Annotated in this window: 21 protein-coding genes; 5 read left to right on the top strand and 16 right to left on the bottom strand. The window is 62.8% G+C overall.

What is annotated here, in order from left to right; genetic code table 11:
* Positions 1-198 precede the first annotated feature (198 nt).
* Positions 199-2,523, top strand: a complete 2,325-nt coding sequence (locus K3178_RS09915) for a CDC48 family AAA ATPase (protein WP_221571274.1) — start codon at positions 199-201, stop codon at positions 2,521-2,523.
* Here K3178_RS09915 and K3178_RS09910 read toward each other — a convergent pair whose 3' ends face one another.
* Genes K3178_RS09910 through polA form a run of 3 tightly spaced genes read right to left on the bottom strand, consistent with a single transcriptional unit; the run spans position 2,524 to position 7,765 of the window.
* Positions 2,524-3,612 carry a mechanosensitive ion channel family protein gene (locus K3178_RS09910; protein WP_247713721.1) on the bottom strand — a complete coding sequence of 363 codons (1,089 nt, stop codon included), beginning with the start codon at positions 3,610-3,612 and terminating at the stop codon, positions 2,524-2,526.
* A gap of 11 nt (positions 3,613-3,623) precedes the next feature.
* Positions 3,624-4,928 carry a sensor histidine kinase gene (locus K3178_RS09905; RefSeq protein ID WP_221571273.1) on the bottom strand — a complete coding sequence of 435 codons (1,305 nt, stop codon included), beginning with the start codon at positions 4,926-4,928 and terminating at the stop codon, positions 3,624-3,626.
* Positions 4,929-4,930: 2 nt separating this feature from the next.
* Positions 4,931-7,765, bottom strand: a complete 2,835-nt coding sequence (polA, locus tag K3178_RS09900; RefSeq protein ID WP_221571272.1) for a DNA polymerase I — start codon at positions 7,763-7,765, stop codon at positions 4,931-4,933.
* A 244-nt stretch (positions 7,766-8,009) separates the two neighbouring features.
* Here polA and K3178_RS09895 point away from each other — a divergent pair, with 244 nt between their 5' ends.
* The gene (locus tag K3178_RS09895) at positions 8,010-8,249 is read left to right on the top strand and encodes a hypothetical protein (RefSeq protein ID WP_040966285.1); all 240 of its coding nucleotides are present in this window, start codon (positions 8,010-8,012) and stop codon (positions 8,247-8,249) included.
* 95 nt (positions 8,250-8,344) lie between these two features.
* Here K3178_RS09895 and K3178_RS09890 read toward each other — a convergent pair whose 3' ends face one another.
* Both K3178_RS09890 and K3178_RS09885 read right to left on the bottom strand, forming a co-directional pair.
* Complete coding sequence (locus K3178_RS09890; protein ID WP_221571271.1) at positions 8,345-9,361, bottom strand: serine hydrolase; 1,017 nt, start codon at positions 9,359-9,361, stop codon at positions 8,345-8,347.
* A 132-nt stretch (positions 9,362-9,493) separates the two neighbouring features.
* Positions 9,494-9,901 (bottom strand): baeRF12 domain-containing protein, encoded by a 408-nt coding sequence (locus tag K3178_RS09885; RefSeq protein ID WP_221571270.1) that lies wholly within the window; start codon positions 9,899-9,901, stop codon positions 9,494-9,496.
* Between the two features lie 113 nt (positions 9,902-10,014).
* Between K3178_RS09885 and K3178_RS09880 the strand changes: the two genes are divergently transcribed.
* Complete coding sequence (locus K3178_RS09880; RefSeq protein WP_345719887.1) at positions 10,015-11,334, top strand: phosphotransferase; 1,320 nt, start codon at positions 10,015-10,017, stop codon at positions 11,332-11,334.
* The gene (locus K3178_RS09875; protein ID WP_221571268.1) at positions 11,334-12,620 is read left to right on the top strand and encodes an acyl-CoA dehydrogenase family protein; all 1,287 of its coding nucleotides are present in this window, start codon (positions 11,334-11,336) and stop codon (positions 12,618-12,620) included. Before K3178_RS09880 ends, K3178_RS09875 begins: the two co-directional genes overlap by 1 nt.
* On the opposite strand, the gene K3178_RS09870 is transcribed toward K3178_RS09875, so the two are convergent.
* The 5 genes from K3178_RS09870 to K3178_RS09850 form a co-directional block, all read right to left on the bottom strand.
* Positions 12,617-14,461, bottom strand: a complete 1,845-nt coding sequence (locus tag K3178_RS09870; RefSeq protein WP_221571267.1) for a DUF885 domain-containing protein — start codon at positions 14,459-14,461, stop codon at positions 12,617-12,619. The two genes, K3178_RS09875 and K3178_RS09870, sit on opposite strands and share 4 nt — an antisense overlap.
* Positions 14,462-14,583: 122 nt before the next feature.
* Positions 14,584-16,230 carry a chaperonin GroEL gene (gene groL, locus K3178_RS09865; RefSeq protein WP_221571266.1) on the bottom strand — a complete coding sequence of 549 codons (1,647 nt, stop codon included), beginning with the start codon at positions 16,228-16,230 and terminating at the stop codon, positions 14,584-14,586.
* Between the two features lie 54 nt (positions 16,231-16,284).
* The gene (gene groES / locus K3178_RS09860) at positions 16,285-16,572 is read right to left on the bottom strand and encodes a co-chaperone GroES (protein WP_221571265.1); all 288 of its coding nucleotides are present in this window, start codon (positions 16,570-16,572) and stop codon (positions 16,285-16,287) included.
* 147 nt (positions 16,573-16,719) lie between these two features.
* A complete protein-coding gene (locus K3178_RS09855; RefSeq protein ID WP_221571264.1) occupies positions 16,720-18,144 on the bottom strand; it encodes an MATE family efflux transporter in 1,425 nt (474 codons plus the stop codon).
* Between the two features lie 120 nt (positions 18,145-18,264).
* Complete coding sequence (locus K3178_RS09850) at positions 18,265-18,627, bottom strand: hypothetical protein (RefSeq protein WP_221571263.1); 363 nt, start codon at positions 18,625-18,627, stop codon at positions 18,265-18,267.
* A 256-nt stretch (positions 18,628-18,883) separates the two neighbouring features.
* Here K3178_RS09850 and K3178_RS09845 point away from each other — a divergent pair, with 256 nt between their 5' ends.
* The gene (locus K3178_RS09845) at positions 18,884-19,573 is read left to right on the top strand and encodes a PilZ domain-containing protein (protein WP_247713737.1); all 690 of its coding nucleotides are present in this window, start codon (positions 18,884-18,886) and stop codon (positions 19,571-19,573) included.
* A gap of 18 nt (positions 19,574-19,591) precedes the next feature.
* Here the strand turns inward: K3178_RS09845 and K3178_RS09840 are convergent, their stop codons facing one another.
* From K3178_RS09840 to K3178_RS09815, 6 genes are read right to left on the bottom strand one after another with little or no spacing between them, the layout of a single operon-like run.
* Positions 19,592-20,266, bottom strand: a complete 675-nt coding sequence (locus tag K3178_RS09840) for a hypothetical protein (RefSeq protein ID WP_221571261.1) — start codon at positions 20,264-20,266, stop codon at positions 19,592-19,594.
* Complete coding sequence (locus K3178_RS09835) at positions 20,263-20,724, bottom strand: A24 family peptidase (RefSeq protein WP_221571260.1); 462 nt, start codon at positions 20,722-20,724, stop codon at positions 20,263-20,265. The genes K3178_RS09840 and K3178_RS09835 overlap by 4 nt, the downstream gene beginning before the upstream one ends.
* A 6-nt stretch (positions 20,725-20,730) precedes the next feature.
* A complete protein-coding gene (locus K3178_RS09830; protein ID WP_221571259.1) occupies positions 20,731-21,516 on the bottom strand; it encodes a tetratricopeptide repeat protein in 786 nt (261 codons plus the stop codon).
* A 2-nt stretch (positions 21,517-21,518) separates the two neighbouring features.
* Positions 21,519-22,496 carry a type II secretion system F family protein gene (locus tag K3178_RS09825; RefSeq protein WP_221571258.1) on the bottom strand — a complete coding sequence of 326 codons (978 nt, stop codon included), beginning with the start codon at positions 22,494-22,496 and terminating at the stop codon, positions 21,519-21,521.
* A gap of 1 nt (position 22,497) precedes the next feature.
* The gene (locus tag K3178_RS09820) at positions 22,498-23,499 is read right to left on the bottom strand and encodes a type II secretion system F family protein (RefSeq protein ID WP_221571257.1); all 1,002 of its coding nucleotides are present in this window, start codon (positions 23,497-23,499) and stop codon (positions 22,498-22,500) included.
* Position 23,500: 1 nt separating this feature from the next.
* Positions 23,501-24,889, bottom strand: coding sequence for a TadA family conjugal transfer-associated ATPase (locus K3178_RS09815; RefSeq protein WP_247713720.1), 1,389 nt, complete (start codon positions 24,887-24,889; stop codon positions 23,501-23,503).

The following is a 24,889-nucleotide window of genomic DNA, read 5'->3' as shown; positions in this document are numbered from 1 at the left end:
GGGGCGCATATCTCCTCGTGCCTTTCAGGCATCCTCTCCCAAGACTTTTCCAGCCCGGTTGGTTTTCCAGCCGGGCTTTTTTCTTGTCCGTTGTGGACCGGATACGGACCCCTTGGGCCCTCTCGCTCATTGCATGTCTGTCACGTCTCCCCATCTCCGGCAGGCGTTAGACATGATTTTGCGAGGGAGTTGCGCCATATGGCCGATGCGGACGCTGCGACAGCGGTGGATGAGAAAACGGTAAGACTGCAAGTTGCGGCAGCGCGGCAGGAAGAAAGCGGGCAGGGCATTGCCCGGATGCCGCGCTCGGCTTTTCAGGCGCTCGGCATAACCGAGGGAGACCCGGTCGAGATCACCGGCAAGCGCGCCACCGTGGCGATTGCCATGGCAGCCTATGACGAGGACCAGTCGCTCGAAGTCATCCGGCTCGACGGCCTCCAGCGCGGGAATGCAGAAGTGGGTTCCGGCGAACACGTCGTTGTCCGTTCGGCAGAATCACGCCCCGCGACACGCGTCGTCTTCGCGCCCGCCAATCGCGAGATGCGCCTGCAGGGACCCGCACAGGCATTGAAACGCAATTTCGCAGGTAAGCCGCTCATGGCGGGCGACCTTGTAGCGACCACCGGCCAGCAGCCCGTCCAGAACATGCCCCCCGAAGTACGCCGCATGTTCAACGCACCTGCCTACGCGCTCACCCAGATCCGACTCTCGGTTGTCTCGACGACGCCGAAGGGCATCGTCCATATCGACGAGAATACCGAAGTCGAATTGCGCGCGGAATTCGAGGCACCGCGCGATGCCCGCGCAGTGGTCAATTACGACGATGTCGGCGGCATAGAGGACACGATCCAGCAACTGCGCGAGATGGTCGAGCTGCCGCTGCGCTATCCCGAACTGTTCACCCGTCTTGGCGTGGATCCGCCCAAGGGCGTGCTGCTCCATGGTCCTCCCGGTACGGGCAAGACCCGTCTCGCTCAGGCCGTTGCCAATGAGAGCGATGCCGAGTTTTTCACTATCAACGGTCCCGAGATCATGGGCTCCGGCTACGGCGAAAGCGAAAAGGCGCTGCGCGAGGTATTCGAGCAGGCAACCAAGGCCGCGCCCGCGATCGTCTTCATCGACGAGATCGATTCCATCGCCCCCAAGCGCGACCGCGTGCCGGGCGAGGCAGAGAAACGTCTCGTCGCACAGCTGCTCACGCTGATGGACGGGCTCGAAGCGCGTTCGAACCTCGTGGTGATCGCAGCCACCAATCGCCCTGATGCCATGGACGAGGCCCTGCGCCGTCCGGGCCGGTTCGACCGGGAGATCGTGATCGGCGTGCCTGACGAGAAGGGGCGCCGCGAAATCCTCGGCATCCACACGCGCGGCATGCCGCTTGGCGACAAGGTCGATTTGACCGAGCTCGCCAAGGCCACCTATGGCTTCGTCGGTGCCGATATTGCCGCGCTCACACGCGAAGCGGCGATCGACGCGGTGCGCCGGATCATGCCCAAGATCGACCTCGACGAGAGGACGATCCCGCCCGAAGTGCTCGACGAACTATACGTCGGGCGCGAGGATTTCCTCTCCGCACTGAAGCGCATCCAGCCCTCGGCCATGCGCGAGGTTATGGTGCAGGTCCCCAATGTCGGCTGGTCCGATATCGGCGGCGTTGGCGATGCGATCGAGAAGCTGAAGGAAGGCATCGAGCTTCCTATGAAGAACCCGGACGCCTTCCACCGCCTGGGCATCCGGCCGGCCAAGGGTTTCCTGCTCTATGGTCCCCCGGGAACGGGCAAGACCCTGCTCGCCAAGGCTGTCGCGAAAGAAGCCGAAGCGAACTTCATCTCGATGAAGTCGAGCGATCTCCTGTCCAAATGGTATGGCGAGAGCGAGCAGCAGATCGCAAAGATGTTCAAGCGCGCCCGTGCCGTCGCGCCTTGCGTCGTCTTCATCGACGAAATCGACAGCCTCGTTCCGGCGCGCGGGTCAGGGCAGGGCGAGCCGCAGGTCACCGGGCGAGTGGTGAATACGATACTTGCCGAAATGGACGGACTGGAGGAGCTTCAGTCGGTCGTCGTAATCGGTGCGACCAATCGACCGACGCTGGTCGATCCGGCGCTGCTGCGTCCTGGCCGTTTCGACGAACTGGTCTATGTCGGCACGCCCGACAAGAAGGGCCGCGAGCAAATCCTCGGCATCCATACCGCCAACATGCCTTTGGCGGACGATATCAAACTTGCCGAAATTGCCGGCAAGACCGAACGCTTCACCGGTGCAGATCTGGAAGACGTGGTCCGCCGCGCGGGGCTCAACGCGCTCAAGCGCGCGGGCGGCGATGTCGAAAAGGTAACTGCCGCTGACTTTACCGAAGCGCTCGAGGACAGCCGAGCAACGGTGACCAGCAAGATGGAGGCCGAATACAAGAAAATGCGCGGCGAGCTGAAAAAGCGCGCCGCCGAAGTGCAGCCGATCGGCTTCATTCACGAGGGCATGGTCGAATCCACTCGCGACAAGAAGCACGAGAATATCGAGAGCTGATTAGCCGCCCTTCGCGCGCTGGTTCGCGGCCTCGACTTCGAGCCGGTGGCGGATCAGCGCGCCGGGCTGGTTCTCGCGCAGCCATTTGAGCATGTGTTCGCGGACCGCGCAGCGCAGCGTCCACAGGTCGCCGATGGTGTCCGCGCTCATCGACAGGCGCAGTTCGATGCTTTCGGGATAGGCCTCGGTCATGAGCAGCGCGAGGTTGCGGCCATCCCACAATTCGTGCGTCTTCACGAACCGCTCGAACTCCTCGCGGATCGGCTGGACTTCGGCAGCCGGATCGAGGTGAAGCATGATCGGGCCGGTCAGCTTCTCGCTCACGCGCGACCAGTTCTCGAAGCTCTGGTCGAGGAAGCGGCTGGTGGGCACGACGAGCACGCGCTCGTCCCACGTGCGAACCGTGACGTAGCTCATGCGGATTTCCTCGACCCGGCCGGCCTGGCCGTCCACTTTTACGAGGTCACCGATGCGTAAAGGCTGCGTGAGGGCCATCTGCAAGCCGGCAATCAGCGATTTGAGCGCAGGCTGGGCGGCCGCACCGATGGCGAGAGCAGCAAGACCGGCGGAGGCCAGCATGGTCGTGCCGACATCGCGAACCGCCGGAATGCTCAACATCATCAAGGATGCGGTGATGATGATGATCGCCACCCTCGCCGTACGCGAAAGGATGGCGATGCGGGTACGATAGCCACGGCTGGCGACCTCGTCGCCATCGATATCGATCTGGCGTTCGTATCCCAGAGCAAGGCCTTTCACGAGACCGAATGCGACCCAGCCGATCACCGCGGGAACCAGGAAATCGGCGAACTTGTCCCATCCATCCCCGACCAGCGCGTCGTTGTCGGCAGCTATCGAGATGGCAAAGGCGATCATCGCCCAGCGCACGGGCTTGCGGACCTTGGCGACTACCACGTCGTCCATCACGCTGGACGAAGCCGAGGTTATCTTCTTCAGGATACGGAAGATGAGCCAGTGCGCGCCGAGCGCGACCAAGATCGTCGGACCGAGCGCGATCAGCGTGTGGATCAGCCCTTCGTAGGACAAGGGCCAGTTTTCCGGACGGTAGCGATCAAGGATATCGGGCATCGAGCGCGCCTCTATGGGGCAGGCGGGGTGGTTGCAAGGTTTGGCGTGTTCTGCGCCTGTGGCAGGTCGATGGTGACGACCAGCCCGTCGGGCGTGAACTCACGGCTCACGCTTCCGCCGAACTGTCGGGCCGCGCTCTCCATGAGCAGGCTACCGAAACCTTTTCGCTCGGGAGCTGCCTCGATCGGAACGCCGCTTTCGCGCCAGGTCAGGCGAATGCTGTCGCCCTGCCACTCCCACGACACATCGATCGTCCCGCCATGCTTCCAGGCGCCATATTTCACGGCATTGGTCGTCAGCTCGTGGAAGACGAGGCCGAGCGGGGAAATGCGCTTGGCCGGCAGCAGGACCTCGGGGCCGTGGACATCGGCGGTCTGGTTCTGCGAGCGATAGGGCGCAAGCGTGGTTTCGATCAGCGTCTCCAACGAGGCGAGATCGCGGTCTAGTTCGCCCTGGCTTACCTCATGTGCAGTCAGCAAGGCGCGCACCCGCTGGGCGATCACGTCGGTGACCTCCTTCGCTTCGGGCTTGTCCTTAGCGCTCATCTGGACGATCGCGAGAACCACGGCGAACAGGTTCTTCACACGGTGGTTGAGCTCGCGCGCGAGCAGGTCCGCCCGGTCGCGTGCTTCTCCCAGTTCCAGCGCCTGGGCCGCCTCGGCCTGGTGGCGGGCGGCGCTCGACACCAGCCGCGACCCCAGCAGGATCGAAATGCCGATCAGCGCGATAAGCATTCCCAGCAGCGGGAGGACCCGTCCCTCGATGCGCGCGGTTTCGGCAGCCTGGTCGGCGAGCAATTCGCGTTCGATTTCTTCCATTTCATCGAGCGCGCGGCGCAGGCGCTCCATGGTTTCCTGCCCCTCGTCGGTCAGGACCGCTCGCCGGGCTTCGAGGAGCTGGCCATCCTCGAGCAGCATGACGGTGTTCTCCATTTCGGAGAACTTCGCTTTCGACAGCGCATCGATCTGGTCGAGCAGCTCTTCCTGCCGGGTCGTGGCCGTATCGCCCATCAGTTCGCGCAGCCGCCGCAGGGCAGGATCGATCTGTTCGCTTCCCTGCCGGTACGGCTCGAGATAGCGCCGGTCGAGCGTGATGAGATAGCCGCGCTGGCCGGTTTCCCCGTTGAGCGCGGCAGTGTCCACCCGCTCCAGTTCTTCGAGAATGTCGGCTGTCAGTTGCGATCGCTCGCGCTGCATGCGTTCGGCTTCGAGGGTCTGGTAGACGAGGAAGATCAGCGCCAGCATCGCCGTGCCGATCAGGAGCAGCAGTGCCGCGTTCGAGAGTCGCCTCCGCCAGATGAGGTTCCCCAGCGGCATTGCTAGTGCGCAGCTCCCCAGCTCTTGCCTGTGCCGATGTCGACACCGAGCGGGATGGAAAGTTTCAAGGCGGGCTCTGCCGCATTGGCCATGACCTGCTCGATCACCTTCGATGCCGCTTCGACATCGCCTTCGGGCAGTTCGAACACCAGTTCGTCATGCACCTGCAGCAACATGCGGACGTGGCCGAGCCCTGCCTCTTCCAGTGCGGGCATCATGCGAACCATCGCGCGCTTGATGATGTCGGCGCTGGTACCCTGGATCGGTGCGTTGATCGCCGCACGCTCGCTGCCTTGGCGTTCGGCCTGATTCTTCGAGTTGATCCGCGGGAACCAGGTCTTCCGCCCGAACAGCGTTTCCGAATATCCTTTTTCGCGCACGCTTTCGAGCGTGTGGAGGATGTATTTCTGGATGCCGGGGAAGCGCTTGAAATAGGTGTCGATCATCTCCTGCGCTTCGTCCGGCTCGACATCGAGACGACCGGCCAGTCCCCAGCGCGAGATGCCGTAGAGGATGGCGAAGTTGATCGTCTTGGCGCGGGCGCGCGTGTCGCGGGTTACCTCGCCGAACATTTCGGTCGCGGTGCGCGCGTGGATGTCCTCGCCGTTCTCGAAGGCTTCGCGCAAGGGCGCGACATCGGCCATGTGCGCGGCGAGGCGAAGCTCGATCTGCGAATAGTCGGCGGCCAGCAGGACATTGCCTTCGTCGGCCACGAATGCCTCGCGGATCTGGCGCCCGATCTCGGTGCGGATAGGGATATTTTGCAGGTTCGGGTCGGTCGAGGACAAGCGCCCGGTCTGCGCGCCGACGAGGCTGTAGCTGGTGTGCACCCGACCCGTTTCGGGATTGATCGCTTCCTGCAAGGCGTCGGTATAAGTCGACTTGAGCTTGGTCAGCTGTCGCCATTCGAGCACCTTGTCGGCGATATCGGCACCTTCGCCCGACAGCCGCTCGAGCACCGACTGGTCGGTCGAGTATTGCCCGCTCTTGCCTTTCTTGCCGCCCTTGTAGCCGAGCTTGTCGAACAGGATCTCGCCAAGCTGCTTGGGGCTGCCGACGGTGAATTCCTGCCCCGCCAGCTCGTATATCTCGCCTTCGAGGCGCGCTGTCTCGGTTGCGAATTCTTCGGAAAGTTTGGCTAGTCGCGTCCGGTCGACCTTGATCCCGTGCCGCTCCATTTGCGCCACCACGGGCACCAGCGGGCGATCGACACGTTCGTAGATTTTCGCCCCGCCTTCGACCGGCAGGCGGCGCTTGAGATGCGCGTGCAGCCGCCAAGTCACATCGGCATCCTCGGCAGCGTATTCCGTGGCCTTGTCGAGCGGGACTTCGGCGAAGGGGATGGCCTTCTTGCCCGTGCCGCAAACTTCCTTGAAGCTGAGACAGGTGTGGCCGAGGTGGCGCTCGGACAATTCGTCCATGCCGTGGCCGCCGCCGATACCGGCCTCGCTGCGGCCCGCATCCAGCGCGAAGCTGATGATCATTGTGTCGTCGATGGGTGCAACCGCGATCCCTTCGCGGGCCAGAACGTTGAGATCGTATTTCCCGTTCTGGAAAACCTTGAGGACAGCATCGTCCTCGAGCAGCGGCTTCAGCGCTGCGAGCGCTGCGGCCTTGTCGACCTGCTCGGGCTTTTCGGCGAACATGTCGCTGCCGCCGTGGGCGAGCGGGATGTAGCAAGCCTCGTTAGGGCCGACCGCGAGGCTTACTCCCACCAGTCTCGCCTGGATCGAATCGAGGCTGTCGGTTTCCGTGTCGACAGCGACCAAGCGCGCCAAGTGCGCACGCGCGATCCAGTCTTCCAGCCGCTCCATCGACTGCACGCATTCATAGGCCGACCGGTCGACTGCGGGCATTTCGGGCAGCGGCTGGGTGTTGCCCTCGCTGCTTGTAGCGGCACCGGCAGTTTCCTGCTTGGCCGGATTGAGATCGGTGGCGCGGTTGGGGCTGCCCGTTCCGGACTCGAGGCGTCTGAGAAGGCTGGTGAAACCATGCTTTTCGAGGAAAGCGGCAAGCGGTTCGCTCGGCACGCCGTCGAGCTTCATATCCTCCAGCTCGACCGGCAGGCCGCAATCCTCCTTGAGCGTCACCAGCACGCGGCTGAGTTCTGCATCCTCGCGGTGCTCGATCAATCGCTCCTTGAGCTTGGACTTCTTCATGTCGCCGGCTGCATCGAGTGCAGCAGTGAGACTGCCGTGCTCATCGATGAGCTTGCTCGCGGTCTTAGGCCCGACCCCGAAGATGCCGGGGATATTGTCGACCGAATCTCCCATTAGCGCGAGAACGTCGCCGACCAGCTCGGGCGGCACGCCGAACTTCTCCTTCACCTCGTCGATATAGATGCGCGCATTCTTCATCGTGTCGAGCATGTCGATGCGCGCGCCGTCCTTCTCGCCGACGAGCTGCATCAGATCCTTGTCGGAGGATACGATGGTCACATCCCAGCCCTTTTCCTGCGCCGCGCGGGCATAGGATGCGATCATGTCGTCCGCCTCGACATCGGGTTCCTCGATGCAGGGCAGGCTGAAGGCGCGGGTGGCGTCGCGGATCAGCGGGAACTGGGGGACAAGGTCCTCGGGCGGATCGGGCCGGTTGGCCTTGTACTGATCGTAGATCTCGTTGCGGAAGCTTTGGCTCGACTTGTCGAGCACCACCGCGAGGTGGGTCGGCCCGTCTGCCTTGTCGAGATCGTCGGCCAGCTTCCACAGCATGGTGGTGTAGCCATAAACCGCGCCGACCGGTGTGCCCTCGGGATCGGTCAGCGGAGGCAAGCGGTGATAAGCCCGAAAAATATAGGCGGAACCGTCGACGAGATAGAGATGCTGCTTGTCGGCCATTATTGCCGCCCTAGCAGCGAGTCGGGGGCTTGGGGAGCGCCAGAACGCCAAAAAATGTGGTACGAAAAATGGCGGAATTGCGGCGAATTGAGGCCGAATGATGGCGAAATGTGGCGATTTCCCTTGCTACGCCACAATCCGGCCACTATTTAGACACTGTAAGGCCCGAATTGCCGGACCTTGCGCGAAGGGACAGGGTCGCTTGCCCTTCGCATCCAGAACTCGCTGTTTAAGGATTATTATTATGCGCAAGATCGCACTCGTCGCCGCCGCTTCGGCAGCCGCTCTCTCGCTCGCCGCTTGCTCGGAAGCTACCGAAGACGCAGCTGAAGAAACCGCTGAATCGGCTGCTGCCGACACCGAAGCCAACATGGAAGCTGTTGAAGCTGGCGCTGAAGAAGCTGCTGCTGAAGTCGACGGCGAAATGGCTGAAGCTGAAGCTGAAGTCGAAGGCGAAACCGTTGAAGAAGCTGCTGCTGACTAATTGGTCGCACGCTTCGAACGGTTATCGTTCGATACAGGAAAGGGCGGTGCCGCGAGGCGCCGCCCTTTTCTTTTGCCGACCGTCAATTGGCCAAGTCAGCCGCCGTAATCGGCATCCGCCCAGACGCGGCGATTGTCTTCCGGATTGGTAAATCCGCGATAGAGCGCACCGGTGATAGTCGAGATCCGCGCATCGCGCTGCTGGCGCGCCTGCAGCTTCAGCCCGCGATTGCCGTTTTCGGCAGCCATCGAGCTGCTCTGGCCGGTCACATAAATCGCTACGGCAATCGGGCGACCGTCTGGCGTATGGAAGATGCCGATGTCGCTCGCCGTGCGGCTTAGAGTCCCGGTCTTGTGCGCAAGGCCTGCACTGACGGGGAGGGCCGAACGCATCCGCTTCTTGCCCGTGGTCGTCGAGCGCATGGCATCCATCAGGACGGCCCGCGAACCCGCACTAAGCCATTTGCCCTTATATATACCGGCAAGAAGCTGGCCCATCGCACGCGGCGTCGCGCTGTCGCGGAAGTCTACCGCCGAGGCAGGATCGACCCGGCCATCCTCGCGCACAAGCGTTGCGATATCGCGTGTAAGCTCGAAATCCTTGATGCCTGCCTTATCGCGCATCCATGCGTTGACCACAGCCGGCCCGCCAACCGCATAAAGCAGGGCGTCGGTGCAGGAGTTGCAACTCTTGCTGATCATCAGGTTGAGGTGTTCCTGCGCCGAGAGATAGGCACCGCCGGGACGGGGCAGGCGCCACTCGCTCGTCAGGGTCCATTTCCCTGCATCGACCCCGGCGAGATAGACAGCCGCGATCGCTACCTTGCTCGTGCTTGCCATGGGAAAACGCTGGTCGGCGAGCACGCCCACTTCCTGGCCACTGGTAAGGTCGACCGCGTAGACGCCGATGCGTCCCCGCGACCCTTCGGCCAGCTGCGTGATCCGCTGCGTCAGCCCGTCGTCATAGACGGCCTCGAACGTTTCAGGCGCACGAACTTCGGTGCCCAGCACCTTGTCGAACTGGGCCTCATAGCCCTGCGCCTGTACTTGCACGGGCAGGGTCAGCGCGAGAGCGCCTGCTGCCAGCAGCTGTCCGAGTTTCATGATCCGCATGGCTCTCCCAATACCAAAAACATGGTTGTCGGAATATTAACGCAAAGCAGGATTCCTGCGCAAGTCGATTAACGATGAATTGTGTCGTGCCAGCGATCGGCAATTTTAGCGCAATGAAATTTCATTAGCCGATCACGCGGCGGAAATTACCTGTTCGATCTTCGAGGTCGGTTCGCCGGTGACGGTCTTGTCGATCTCCCCGACCAGGCGCTTTTCCAGCTCCGAATGATAGTGCCGGCGCATTTCCCCGAGAGTCTTGGGATCGGCGATGACGAGGACATCGGTCAGCTCGCCCGAAATGGCCTTGGCATTGAGCCATTCTGCCGCAGCGGCGCCGTGGGCGAGTTCGTTGAGGTCGGTCCTGCCATGCTTCTGGCCGATATCGTCCTGGTGCTTCACTCCGGCGCTGAAATTCGAGGCGGTCAGATCCGGTTTCTGCGCGCTGGAAAGCTTGGGCTCGAAGGGCTGGCCGGTGTTCTGCATGACCGTGAAGTGCTTGCCGTCGACGATTGCTACATGGGCCTTGTGGGGGAGTTTCATCTGGGGGGTCTCCTTGGGATATTGTCTATTCGCAAAACCAACGGACGAGACCGCCAAGAGGTCCGGACTTGTAGGCTCCGCCACCTTGGGTCACAACGAAAGGCATGGGAGAGATGGCGCTGGAAGTCGGACTGGCGAAAGCAATGGCGCGGGCCGGGCTGGACGCGCCCGTGAACCTGTCGCGCCTTACCGGCGGTGCGACGATGGAAAGCTGGCGCTTCTCGGCCGCTGGCGAAGACTTCGTGCTGCGCCGCGCGCCCAGCCTTGCGTTCATGGAGGAACGGCCCTTCGGCCATCCAACCGAGGCGGCGATCATTCGTGCGGCGCGAGCTGCCGGGGTTACGGCCCCGGAGGTGGTCGTCGAGCTCCAGAAGAGCGACGGCATCGGCAGCGGCTTCGTGATGCGCGCACTTCCCGGAACGCCCGATCCGCGCACCATTTTGGCCAGCACATCGCCCGCACAATTGGTTCAACAGGCCGCTGCAGACCTCGCGTGTATCCATGCCATCGACCCGGCCGATTTGCCCGCCGATGTTCCGACGCTCGATTATCGCGAGGGCGTCGAAAAACTGCGCGAGCAATTCGAGGAAGCAGGTGGCGACCGGCCGATCATTGCGCTGGGCCTGCGCTGGCTGTTGGACAATCTGCCCGAGCCGGTCGAGCCGGTGCTCAACCATGGCGATTTCCGGCTGGGCAATCTGCTGGTCGAGGATTCGCAGCTGACCGGAGTGCTGGATTGGGAGCTGGCGCATTTCGGCGACTGGCACGAGGACCTCGCCTTCGGCTGCATGCCGGTCTGGCGGTTCGGTGCCTATGACATGCCGGCGCTGGGGCTGGGTTTGCTGGAGGAATATCTCACAGCCTACGAAGCTGCAGGCGGCAGACCAGTCGATCCTGTGCGATTCCGGTTCTGGACGATTTATCGCATCGTGTGGTGGGCGCTCGGATGCCTCAAGATGGCGAGCTACTGGCGCAAAGGCGAAGACAGGATGCTCGAGCGGGTGGTCATTTCGCGGCGCACCAGCGAGCAGGAATGCGACCTGATGCTTTTCCTTGACGAAGCTGACAGCCTGTTTGGCAAGCGAACCGAAATTCGGGACGCGACTGATCGTCATGGCGAGGCAGATGTGGCGGAAATCGCCGAGGCCATTTCCGAATGGCTCGCAACGGTGAAGCACCGGATGGAAGGCCACGACAAGTTCCAGCTGGCGGTGGCGCGCAATGCGCTGGGAATCATCGCCCGCGATCACCGATCGGATAGGGGCGGGGCCGACAGGGAATTGGCGCAGGCGATTCTCTCGGGTCGCCAGCCGATCGACGATCCGCTCCTCGGCGCTCGGCTGCGCAGGGCGGCCATGGCGAAGCTGGAAACGGACTCGCCCAAATACCCCTCGCTCGCGGTGGCGCGGCGCAAATGGTTGGGAGACGATTGATGGATTTCACAATCCCGCAGGATCTCGAAGATTATTACGCTGAACTCGTCTCCTTCATCGAAGCCGAGATCGAGCCGCTGGTCGCGAAGGACGACAACATCCGCTTCTTCGACCACCGCCGCGAGAATGCGCGGACCGATTGGGAACGCGGCGGGCTGCCCGACCATGAGTGGGAAGACCTGCTGCGTCAGGCGCGCAAGGTAGCGGACGAGGCAGGCCACTGGCGCTTCTCCGCGCCCAGGAAATACGGCGGCAAGGATGGCTCGAACCTCTGGATGGCGGTAATCCGGGATCGGTTCGCGCAAGCCGGACTTGGCCTCCACAACGACCTCCAGAACGAGCATTCGATCGTCGGCAATTTCCCCTTCGTCGCCATGTTCGAACAATGGGGGACCGAGGAACAGAAACAGGAATTCATCCTCGGCGGTTTCGAGGGCAATCGCCGCGTCGCCTTCGGCCTGACCGAGCCCGATCACGGCAGCGACGCAACCCACATGGAAACCACTGCCGTGCGCGAAAAGCGCGACGGGGTCGACGGCTGGCTCCTCAATGGCGAGAAAATGTGGATCACCGGCATGCATGTCGCCACCCATTGCGCGATGTTCTGCCGCACATCGGGCGAGGCGGGCGACGCGCGCGGGATAACCTGCCTGCTCGTGCCCACCCCGACCGAGGGTCTGGAGATCGAGGAGTGGATGTGGATCTTCAACATGCCCACCGATCATCCGCGCCTATCGGCGAAGGATGTCTGGGTCCCCGAAAGCGCGATGCTCGGGCGCGAAGGGCTGGGTCTCGCGCTGGCGCAGAGCTTCGTCCACCAGAACCGCATAAGGCAGGCCGCCAGCAGCCTCGGCGCGGCGACCTATTGCGTCGAGGAAAGCGTGAAATATGCCCGGACCCGCAAGCCCTTCGGCGAGGAACTGGCGCGCAACCAGGCGATCCAGTTCCCGCTGGTCGAGCTTGCCACCCAGTGCGAGATGCTGCGCCTGCTGATCTACAAGACCGCCTGGGAAATGGACAACATGCCGCATGAGGAGATCGAGACAACGATCTCCGACAAGGTTTCCATGTGCAATTACTGGGCGAACCGGCTGGTGTGCGAAGCCGCCGACCGCGCAATGCAGGTGCATGGCGGCATCGGCTATTCGCGCCACAAGCCTTTCGAGCACATCTATCGCCATCACCGCCGCTACCGGATCACCGAAGGCGCGGAGGAGATCCAGATGCGCAAGGTGGGCGCCTACCTCTTCGGCTATCTGGGGCCGCGCAAGGGCAGGTTCGGCTAGCTGGCCTTCTTCTTCGCGATCCAGTTATCGACCCGGCGTTCGAGAATGCCGAGCGGGATGTCCCCGCCGCCGAGCACCGTGTCGTGGAACCCGCGAATATCGAAATCCTCGCCCAGCTCCCGCTCGGCGCGCGCGCGCAATTGCTGGATGCGGATCATGCCGATCTTGTAGCTGGTCGCCTGTCCGGGCCAGACGGTATAGCGCCGCACTTCGGAGCGGACCGCGGTTTCGGGGCGCGAGGAATTTTCCAGCGCAAAGGCCACGGCCTGTTCGCTCGTCCAGCCCTTCGAATGGATGCCGGTATCGAGCACGAGCCGGATGGCGCGCCACATCTCTGCCTGCAGGCGGCCGAAATCCTGGTATGGATCGGTGAAGCCGCCCATCTCCTTGGCGAGGCTTTCCGAATAGAGTGCCCAGCCTTCGCCGAAGGCTGAAATCCACCAACCCTGCGTGCGGAAGCGGGGCAGGCCCTGCGTTTCCTGCGAGATCGAAACCTGCATGTGATGGCCGGGATTGCCCTCGTGATAGGCGGTGGTCTCGATATTGGGGATCGGCATCGCCCGCATGTCGGAAAGATGCGCGTAGTAGATACCGGGACGCGAGCCGTCGGGTGCGCCGGGGCGGTAGTGCTGGGCTGCGCCGGGTTGCTCGCGGAAGGGCTCTACCCGGCGTACTTCGAGCGGGGCCTTGGGCAGGCGTCCGAAATACTGCGGCAGCTTTGGCGTGATTGCATCGATATAGCCCTTGGCCTTGGCAAGGAACATGTCGGCCCCGGCATCGGTGTTCGGGAAGAAGAACTGGTCGTCCGTCCGCACGAATTCGAAGAACTCCTGCAGCGTGCCATCGAAGCCCACCTTTTCGCGAATGGCTTCCATTTCCCCGCGAATGCGCGCGACTTCCGAGAGGCCCAACTGGTGGACCTGGTCGGGCGTCATCTCGGTCGTGGTCGAAGCGGCGAGCCTGTAGGTGTAATAGGCATCGCCATCAGGCAGGGCCGCGACCCCGCGCGGCTGCTCGTCGGCATTGGGGCGGTCCGCGGTGAACCAGTCGATCAGGCGCTGATACGACGGCGCCATGCTTTCAAGCAGGGCCCTGCGCGCCTGTTCGCGCAAAGTGCCGGCACGCGCCTCGCTGATGGCGCCATCTTCCACCAGCTTCGCCAGATGTCCTTCGGTCCCCGCCCAGAGTGCCGACGGTTCGCCATCGTCGAACGGGGCGCCGGTGATCAGCGCCTGCGATTCCCTTATCACCGCATCATAGGCAAAGCGCGGCGGGCGCACGCCGCCTTGGGCATTGGCCTGCGCGCGGGCAAGCAGCTGGTCGATCGCGGGTCCCAGCGCGCGAAGGCGGGCGATGAAGGCCACCATGTCGCTGTCGCTTTCGACCGTATGCTGGCTCAGCAGGAAGCTCGGCAGGGCCGCATGCTCGCCATGCATCTGGTGGAGGACATAGGTGCGATCGGCGAACAGATATTCGAGCTGCGCCTCGCGGGCGCGGTACTTGACCACATCCCAGGAAATCTGCGCCTCGTCGGTCAGCGCGTCGTAATCGAACGTGGCCTCCATTTCGGCGACCATGTCCTGCCACCATTTCGCATGGGCCTGCATGCCCTCGATGCTGAAATCGTTGAGCTTGTCGTAATCGGTCTTGATGCCGAGTTCGGTCTGGGTCTGGGGGCGGAAGGCCAGTTCCTCAATGAACTTCTGCTCGAACCACTCGTTCAGCCGCTCGGTCTCGGTCGCGCTGTCGGCGACGACGGCGGTCGTAGCAGGCGGTTCGGAATAGGTGGCGCAGGCAGCGGTCAGCGCGAACAGCGGCAGGGCAGCAATGGCGGCTTTCATGGTTCTCTCCCTTGGGTGCGCACGTCCCTGCCGCGCCTGTGCCGCGCGCGCAAACGAAAAGGCCCGGCGGATCTCTCCGCCGGGCCTTCTGCAGGTTTAGCCTGTCTGCTGGTCGGTAAGGCTTAGAAGCCCATGCCGCCCATACCGCCCATGCCGCCCATGTCGGGCATTGCGGGCGCAGCCTTGTCTTCGGGCTTGTCGACGATCGCGGCTTCGGTCGTGATCAGCAGGCCGGCAACCGAAGCGGCGTTCTGCAGGGCAGTACGCACGACCTTGGTCGGGTCGATCACACCGGCCGACACCAGGTTTTCATAGGTGTCGGTGGCGGCGTTGAAGCCGAGGGTCTCGTCATTGCCGTCGAACAGCTTGCCTGCGACGACTGCGCCGTCATGGCCGGCGTTGCTGGCGATCTGGCGAACCGGCGCCTGCAGCGCACGGCGGACGATGTCGATGCCGCGGGTCTGGTCGTCGTTCGAGCCGGTCAGGCCTTCGAGGGCCTTCGAGGCGTAGAGCAGCGCGGTACCGCCGCCCGGAACGATGCCTTCTTCGACAGCTGCGCGGGTTGCGTGCAGCGCATCGTCGACGCGGTCCTTGCGTTCCTTCACTTCGACTTCGGTCGCACCGCCGACCTTGATGACTGCAACTCCGCCGGCGAGCTTCGCCAGGCGTTCCTGCAGCTTTTCACGGTCGTAGTCGGACGAGGTGTTGTCGATCTGCGTGCGGATTTCACCGACGCGGGCCTTGATGTCGTCTTCCGAACCGGCACCGTCGACGATGGTGGTGTTGTCCTTGTCGATGGTGACGCGCTTGGCTTCGCCGAGCATGCCGAGCGTGACGTTTTCCAGCTTGATGCCGAGGTCTTCGCTGATCATCTCGCCCTTGGTGAGGATCGCGATGTCCTGCAGCATGGCCTTGCGGCGATCGCCGAAGCCCGGAGCCTTGACCGCAGCAACCTTGAGGCCGCCGCGCAGCTTGTTGACCACGAGGGTGGCCAGCGCTTCGCCTTCGATGTCTTCCGCGATGATCAGCAGCGGGCGGCCCGACTGGACAGCCGCTTCGAGAACCGGGAGCATCGCCTGCAGGTTCGAGAGCTTCTTCTCGTGGATCAGGATGTACGGGTTTTCGAGTTCGACCGTCATCTTGTCCGGGTTGGTGATGAAGTAGGGCGACAGGTAGCCGCGGTCGAACTGCATGCCTTCGACGGTTTCGAGCTCGAATTCGAGACCCTTGCTTTCGTCGACGGTGATCACGCCTTCCTTGCCGACCTTTTCCATGGCTTCGGCGATCTTTTCGCCGACTTCACGGTCGCCATTGGCCGAGATGATGCCGACCTGGGCGATTTCTTCCGAACCCGAGACGTCCTTCGAACGGCCCTGGAGATCGGCGACGACCTTCTCGACAGCGAGGTCGATGCCGCGCTTCAAATCCATCGGGTTCATGCCCGCTGCAACCGACTTCATGCCTTCGGTGACGATGGCCTGGCCGAGCACGGTGGCGGTGGTGGTGCCGTCACCGGCGGCGTCGTTCGACTTCGAAGCGACTTCCTTGAGCATCTGCGCGCCCATGTTTTCGAACTTGTCCTTCAGTTCGATTTCCTTGGCGACGGTAACGCCGTCCTTGGTGATGCGCGGTGCGCCGAAGCTCTTGTCGATCACGACATTGCGGCCCTTGGGGCCCAGCGTGACCTTTACGGCGTTGGCGAGGGTGTCGACGCCGCGCTGAATACCTTCGCGCGCGTCGCGGCTGAACTTGACGTCCTTGGCAGCCATTGGTGTTTCTCCTGGAATTCTAGTGAGTGTTGGAAAGCGTTATGCGGGAAGGGCTCAGCCCATGATCCCCATGATGTCGCTTTCCTTCATGATCAGCAGGTCTTCGCCGTCGAGCTTGATCTCGGTGCCCGACCACTTGCCGAACAGCACGCGGTCGCCGGCCTTCACGTCGAGCGGGGTGACACTGCCGTCTTCGGCCTTGGCGCCTGCGCCGACAGCGACGACTTCGCCTTCGCTCGGCTTTTCCTTGGCGCTGTCGGGAATGATGATCCCGCCGGCGGTCTTCTCTTCTGCTTCGATGCGACGCACGAGCACACGGTCGTGCAGCGGACGAAATGCCATGGTTATGACCTCTCTAATGAGTTTGAATCAGTCTTTGGCACTCCCGGACGAGAGTGCCAGCAGGGCGCATTTGGGAGCGCCGCTTCGGGGAGTCAACGGGTCGGAGCGGAAAAAATTTTCCGAGTTTTCGCCGAGGCGTGCAGGGGCCTAGCCGGCGCGTGCCGGACGGGTGGTGAGGCCCAGTTTCTCGCGCCTTGACCAGCGGTAGGTAAGCAGGAGCGCAGCCACGACAAGGCCGGTCGCTAGGCCGATCCAGACGCCCACTCCCTCGAGCGGGGTGTAGAAACCCAGGTAGAGCGAGAAGCCGATCCCCGGCACCCAGTATGAGAAGGCAGCGATCCACATCGGCACGCGCGTATCCTGCAAACCGCGCAAGGCTCCGGCAGCCACCGCCTGCATCCCGTCGAACAGCTGGAAGGCCGCGGCGACGACGATGTATCTGAGCGCGAAGCCGACCAGCACGGCGTTCTTCGGGTCCCACGGATCGATATAGATGGCGAGCAGCGGCTTGGGGATGACGATCATCGCGAGCGCGGTCAGGACCATGAAGCCCGTGCCGACCGCGATGCCGGTCCAGCCTGCGCGCTTCATCCCCTCGCTGTCGCGCGCGCCGTAGAAATAGCCCACGCGGATGGTCGCCGCCTGCCCGACGCCGAAAGGCACCTGGAAAGCAAGCGCGGCGATCTGCAGCGCAACCGTGTGCGCGGCGAGCTGGGTCGCGCCGATATTGCCCATCAGGAAGGCGGCGGCCCCGAAGATGCCCGCCTCGGCAGTAATAGTGAGCGCGATCGGTGTGCCAACTCGCGTGATGTGCCACAGCCGCTGCCAGTCGGGCGACCACCAGCGGCCGAAGATGCGGTAGCGGTGGAGCTTGGGGTCGAGGCGGATCGCAATCACATAGGCGGCAAATGTCACCAGCGTGGTGATGATCGTCGCCACCGCCGCGCCGCGCAGGCCCAGTTCGGGCGCGCCCAGATTGCCGAAGATGAAGGCGTAATTCGCCAGCGCGTTGACGAGAATCCCGCCCGCCGTGATCGCGGTCGCGAAGATCGGCCGGTCGAGTGTCGAGACGAAGCTGCGCAGGACATTGTTGAACAGGAACGGGATCAGCGAGACCACGAGCAGCGTGTTGTATTCGGTCGCCATCGCGACGATGTGCGGCTCCTGCCCCGTCACCCGCATCAGCGGACCGAGCAACAGGCACACGCCGACACCCGCTATTCCCGATATCACCGCGAGCCACAGCGCCATTCGGACCGACCGGCGCACAGCGCGAAGCGCAGGGGCACGCTCGCCAAGCTCGGCTGCTGCGACGGGCGCGACCGCGCCGGTAAGGCCGGACAGCGCCCACATCACCAGGCCGAACAGTGCGATCGCGAGCGCCGATGCTGCCAGCTGCGCTTCGCCAAGCCGTGCGATGAAGATCACGTCGACCGCATAGGTCAGCATCTGCAGCAGGTTCGCTGCCGCCAGCGGCCAGCTCAGCCGCAGCGTCGCGCCAAACTCGTCGCGCCAGCCGTCACTGCTTGCCGTTTCCGGGGGCAGGGGCATCGGGGGTGCCGGATCGGTCATCTTCGTTCGCTCCTTATCGAGCGAATCGAAAAGAGCCGACCCGCTTAGGCGGATCGGCCCTGTGGCACAAACCTGCAAAGTGCCGAAAAGCGAGGGCGGGCCGGTCCAGGCCGCCGGGCTTCAAGCCTGTTTCGCGATTTTCGCCGGCACCTTCATGGACCGCGTGGGGCGCTTGCTGCGGCGCAGCTTCCGCCGGCGTTGCCCGTACGCGAAGTAGCGCGATCCGCTATAGTCGTTCGAATAGAGGGGCGTGCCGGAAAGCCGCTCGAAAGCCCTGCGCGCCGTGCGTAGCAGAGGTTTGCCGAGCTTCTCGATGATCCCCACGAAATCCTTCGTGAGCAGTAACGGAAGGACGAGGAAGAGGACGAGGTGCCTGCGTATCTGGCGTGACGTGTGCGCGCGAGGCGCGTACCGAACCATGAGCGCACTGGCAGTGAAAGCCCCGACCACATAGGCAAGGGCCGCAAGGACTGCGGTAGACATTTGACGATCCCGTTGTTTTTCTTAGACCCACGGTTTCTGTAGACTCCCGAGGTAAACCCATCCCTGTCGGAATCTGGAATTTTTCTGGATTCTTGCGCTGCCCTTCGCTCCAAGCGATATGCCGCAGACAGGTCGCGATGGGATTGCCATCGCTTGCCTCGACGAAGTTTCGCCGCCCAATCAAAGGCATCCCTTCCAATTATGACGAAAATGCTTAGGATGGGGGCAGGGCGCAGAGGAGGGGAATTTGCGCGAGATGCCCGTGGTGGACAATGAAATCGATCCTGATCGCCGCCAACCACGGCTCATCCTGCAGCTCAACACGGGCGTCGGGCAGGCCGGCAAGGCATTCGACGCGGAAATCCTGAACCTTTCCAACAGCGGCATGCTGGTGAAAACCGGCGCCGAGCTTTCCATCGACGATCCGCTTGAAGTGGTCCTTCCCAAGAGCGGGGCCGTTGGCGCGAAGGTGGTGTGGTTTGCCGACGGAATGTACGGCTGCAGCTTCCTCAGCCCGATCTCCGACGACGAATTGCAGGCGGCAAACGATCTCGCCTCGATCGACGAAGATGGCGGGAAACGCTTCGGCGTCGATCACGAGACGCTTGGTTCGCGGATCAAGCGTTTGCGGACCTCGAAGAACTTCACCATGCGCGGCCTTGCCGAGCGCGTCGGCGTGAGCAAGCCGACCCTGTGGAAATGGGAAGGCGACCAGGTGCGCCCCCGCCATGATACGATGCGCCGGCTGGCAGGCGAACTGGGCGTGAGCGAGCTGGAGCTGGTCTATGGCGCTCCGGGCCTCGGAGAAGCAGCGGCCATTGCGGAAGAGGAAAACGCAAGCGGGTCGCTGGCCGAGATTATCCGGTCGAGCCGGAGGCGCATTGCCAGTGCCGCCGGCGTCGACGAAGCGAATGTCGAAATCAATATCAACTGGGATGCGATCTAGACCTAGACCGCGGCAGGATCACGGTCGCAGTACGAGGCGATCCTGTATGGCATCGTAGCGCAGGTCGAGCCCGGCCGTGCGTACGCGGTCGAGCGACAGGCGGCCGCTCTCACTGGCAGGTGGCAGGCTGCTCGCCTTTTCGGCTGCACCAAGCTGCGCCAGTGCGGCTACCAGCTCGCCGCGGTCGACCTCGATCAGCGATCCGCCGATGAGGAAGATCGTCAGCCCGGTGGCCGCTCCCTGTTCCGACGCGAGCGTTTTCGACACGCCGACCCCACCGGCCTGCGACGACACGCCTTCGGGCAGCGAATAGCCGATCGGCAGGATGCCATGCTTGTCGGGCTTGACCATGCGCGCAGGCGAAGCGGCCTTGGCGAGGCGCGGGCGGTCGCGCTCAGTCTCACGCATTCCGCCCGATGACCGGGGATCGGAAGCCGCGCCGGGAGGCACTTCCTCGGCGGGCACGGGCATGATCATCCGGATGGGCGCGTTTTCGTGGCCGAACTCGACCACGCGCTCTTCCGGGACACGGTCGAGTGCGACACGCATGACTGCGCCTGCGCTCGATACCGGGCGCATGCTCCACGAGAACAGTGCGATTGCGAGCAGCGTCAGCGCCAGCACAATGAATCGCGCATAACGGCGCGGTGGGACGGCGAGAAAACGATCGCCCTGCTGGCGCATCCTGATCATGACGCGAGCATCACCGCCTGGACGATGGCACCGGCCGCGATGGGAAGTCCGTACGGCAGCTTGCCGAAATCGCTGTCCTTGCTGATCTTCACTCCCGCAATCTGCCTGCCGCCAAACCAGAGTATCGCGACGACCAGGCCGCACAGCGTGATCGCGACCATCAGGCCGAGGATTTGCGTAATCGGGAAGAAGCTGGCCGTCGCCGCGTAGAACTTGCCGTCGCCGCCGCCCCATACGCCGATAGCGAAAAGTCCGTAGCCGATGGCCAGTGCTACGGCTGAATGCGCGAAGTGGAGGCCGAGAGCGCTGATGCCGCCATCGACGAATGCCAGGACCAGACCGGCAAGCAGCATGAGGCCGCAAAGCCAGTTGGGTAGCCGGCGCGTGAAGGCATCCAGCGCAGCGCCGGTCGCGGAAAATACGCTAAGGGCGCCGAACCAGACGCTCGCAAGGGCCATCATTTATCAGTTTCCGCGTGCAGTTCCCGTCCGTGCGGGCAAGCGGACGCGGACCGGGTAATTGCCGGTCGAGGCTGCGCTGCCTACACGCACGCGCGGCGAAGCAGGGCGCGCCTTGGTGCTGATGGAAATCTCGGCGGGACGCGCGACCGTCGATTGCTGGACGCCTGTACCTTCCGAAACGCGAACCCGCGGAGCAGGAGTGCTTGCCGGCGCGGCCGTTATGGCCGGAGTATCTGCGACCCGGCTGACCCTTTGCGAAGTCGCACCGCGCGAGATCGTGATCTTGTGCGACTGCCCGCCGCTCGTGACCATGCGCTCTTCGCTCACAGCAACCGGATGGAGTGCCTGTTCGCTCTGCGTGAAGGCGGCAAACTGTTCTCGCGCGCGTTCGCGCTGGGCGAATAGGAGCCGCGCATCGTTGGCGAGGTCGCTGCGATAAAAGCGGTCGAGATTGGCCGCAAACCGCTCATTTCCCGAATCCACGCGAGCAGCCGCGATGAAATAGCGTTCCGCCAGGTCGGCACGACCGATCTTGGCATAGGCAACGCCGAGCGCATTGAGCGCTTCGCCGCGCGTTTCCGGATTGAGCGCCGCGCGATGCAAGGGCGCAAGTGCGTTGCCGAAGCGCCCGGCGCGCAGGTGATCGCGACCTTCTTCGAGATCGGCTGGTCCGATGGCATATTTCGGCGCCGAGGAGTGCTTGGAAAAGTCGAACGCCTGGACGAAGCTCTTGCATCCTCCGAGGCTGGCGGCGAGCGCGACAAGCGCGAGTGTGGTGGCAGGCTTCATGATTATCCTCCTCCTCCGGACAGGCCAGGCACGACATTGCGAACAAAGCCAATTGCAGCTGGCAAAATGAGAACGCCGATCATCGTCGGCAGCATGCATGCGACCAGTGGTATCGAGATGAGAACTGGAAGGCGGTGGGCCTTTTCCTCCGCCCGCATGCGGCGCGCCTCGCGCATTTCGGTAGCGTAGACACGCAAGGTGCTGGCAATGCTCGTGCCGAGCTTGTCCGACTGAATCATGAGCGTGGAGAACGAACGGATCTCGTCGACACCGGAGCTCGTGCCCATACGGCGCAACGCGTCTTCTCGCGATGCGCCGGCGCGCATCATCAGTGTGGTCTCGGCGAACAGTTCCGCGACAAGCGGATGGGTCGAGGAAAGTTCGCGGCCCACCCGGGCAAGGGCGGCCTCCAGGCCCAGACCTGCTTCGACGCAGACTAGGAGCAGGTCCAGCGCATCCGGGAACCCGTTGATCATCGCATTTTGCCGCCGGTCGGCTTTCGCGCGCACGAACAGGGTGGGAAGATAAAAGCCGAACACTGCGAACAGTGCCGAAAAGAAGTAGAGCTTGAGGATGGACGGCGGTTCGGCCGCAGTCGATGCGGACAGGAGATAGAGTGCCGGGAAACCGATCACCATCACGACCCGGACAAGAGTAAAGATGCGGGGCGCCGATGCATTGCGATAGCCGGCTGACCTCAGCAGATTGGCCATCTTGTCGTCATTGGTGTCGGTCAGCTTGATTCCGGAATCTTCGATCGCGGAAGATATCCGTGACCACCGGCCCTCTCGCTCCTGTTCGAGGAGGCTTCCCGAATACCCGGCCGACTCCCCCTTGGCCAGTTTGGCGAGCTGCTCGGAAGATGCCCGCCTGCGTGCATTCCAGTTCGAGACGATAAAGACCGACACGACGACCAGCGCAAACAGCAGCGCCAGCACCATTGCGCGGATTATCCAGTTCGAGGTTGCCAATTCGACCATATCAGACCTCGATATCGATCATCCGGCGGATCATGATCACGCCGATAATATACAGGACCACCAAGACGATCGAGCCGACCTGGAAGATGATGTCGTCTACCACATCGAGATAAAAGCTGGGCGAACCCATGAAGGTCGTGACGAATGCGAAGACGGGCAGGATCGAAAGCATCCATCCCGTCATCCGGCCTTCCGAGCTGAGCGCGCGTACCTTCATGTACATCGCCGCCCGTTCGCGAATGACCTGCGCAAGGTTTTCGAGGATTTCCGCCAGGTTGCCGCCGGTTTCGCTCTGCACTGCAAGGGACACGACGAACATGCGCATGTCTTCGAGGTCCCACCGCTCTGCCATCGAGTTGAGCGCGGTGACGAGATCGGCGCCGTAGGTCACTTCGTCCGCGACAATGCCGAATTCGGTTCCGATGGGATCGTCCATTTCCCGGGTCAGAAGCTCGATGGCTGAAGCGACCGGGTGACCAGAGCGCAGCGCACGCACGAATATGTCGAGCGCGACGGGAAATTGCTTTTCGACCTTGGCCCTGCGCGAAGCCGCTATTCGCTGCAAGACCATATAAGGCAAGGCGATGGCGATCGCGATCGTAAACAGCAGAGCCAGCTGGATAGTGCCGAAGCCGAGCCTCGCGCCCAGACCGGCTGCGACCAGCAGGGTTACGCCAAATACGACCGCGAAAGCTGCAGCCATCATGATGGCCACCTGTGGTGTGCTGAACGGTATCGCAGAGGCGAAAATCGTGCGCTGGAAGTTTTCCGCTATCCCTCGGATGATCGGCGGAAGATTTGGGAACTGTCGGGGGCTGTTCTTCAGAAGCTGGGCAATGACCTGGTCACGGTCTGCTCCCGACTGGATCATGGAAAGCCGTCGGTTAACGGCCGAAACCTGGCTCTTCTTCTGCGCTGCGCTGCGCGCAAAAGTCTGGGCAATGAGGAACACCGCGACGAAGACGGCGACCAAGAACATGATGCGGACTGCGGTATCGGCCATGTTAGCCGATCCTTACTTCTGGGCGGAAGAGGTGCGACGGCAGGTGGATGCCGTGTGCTTCTGCATCCTGCAGGAACTTTGGTCGGATACCGGTTGCCTCGAAATGACCCTGCACGGTGCCGTCATCGTCCCGTCCGGTCATCTTGTACCGGAAGATTTCCTGCATGGTGATGGTATCGCCTTCCATACCGGTAAGTTCTGACAGGCTCTTCACCTTGCGACGGCCATCGGAAAGGCGACCGACCTGGACCACGACATTCAGCGCCGATGCGATCTGTGCGCGTGCACTCTTTCCGGTAATATCGATGCCACTCATGCCGATCATCTGTTCGACACGCGAGAGCGCATCGCGCGGCGTATTGGCGTGAACCGTGGTCATCGAGCCGTCATGCCCTGTGTTCATGGCCTGCAGCATGTCGAAGGCCTCGCCGGCGCGGACTTCGCCCACGATGATGCGGTCTGGGCGCATGCGCAGCGCGTTCTTGACGAGGTCGCGCTGGGTGACCTCGCCCTTGCCCTCGATATTGGGCGGGCGCGTTTCGAGACGCGCGACATGCGATTGCTGCAGCTGGAGTTCGGCCGAGTCCTCGATCGTGACGATACGCTCTTTCTCGTCGATGAAGGTCGACATCGCGTTGAGCAGCGTCGTCTTGCCCGAGCCGGTACCGCCAGAGATCAGGACATTGCGGCGCGAGGCGACGATCGCTTCGAGCACCTGAGCCATGTCTTCGGGGATCGAGCCGAGCCCGATCATCTTTTCGATGCTGATCGGGCTCTTTGCGAATTTACGGATGGAGAGCAGCGAGCCGTCGATCGCAAGCGGCGCAACGATGGCATTGACGCGGCTGCCGTCGGCAAGACGGGCATCGACGAAGGGCGAGCTTTCGTCGACACGGCGGCCGACTGCGCTGACGATCTTCTGGATCACCCGCATGAGGTGCTTTTCATCTTGGAAACGCGTCGGCACACGCTCGAGCTGGCCGCGCCGTTCGACGAAGACAGTCTCGTAACCGTTTACGAGGATATCGGTGATAGCAGCATCCTGGAGAAGCGGTTCGAGCGGGCCGAGGCCCAAAAGCTCGTCGACTACTTCCTGGATCAGGTTTTCCCGTTCCTGACGATTGAGCGGTTGGTCGAAATCGGCCACCAGCTCGGGCATGATCGCGCTGATCTGGTTCTTGATCTGCTCCACCGGCGTCTTGTCGAGCATTCCGAGGTTCAGCCGGTCCAGAAGTGCCTTGTGGATCGACACCTTGAGATCGAGCATGGCTTCGCGTTGCTTGTCCTTTTCGCCGAAAAGGATGCGCTCCTGCTCGTCCTCGTCGGGGACATAGGCGGCTTCGATCTCGCCGCCGGTTGAACCTTCGCTTGCCTGCTTGATCTTCCACAT

Origin of the sequence: Qipengyuania sphaerica, assembly GCF_019711595.1 — a bacterium.
In the GTDB taxonomy this organism is placed as follows: Bacteria; Pseudomonadota; Alphaproteobacteria; order Sphingomonadales; family Sphingomonadaceae; genus Qipengyuania; species Qipengyuania sphaerica.
Note: the sequence above shows the minus strand (reverse complement) of the source record. Positions and strands in the feature narration are given on the sequence as shown.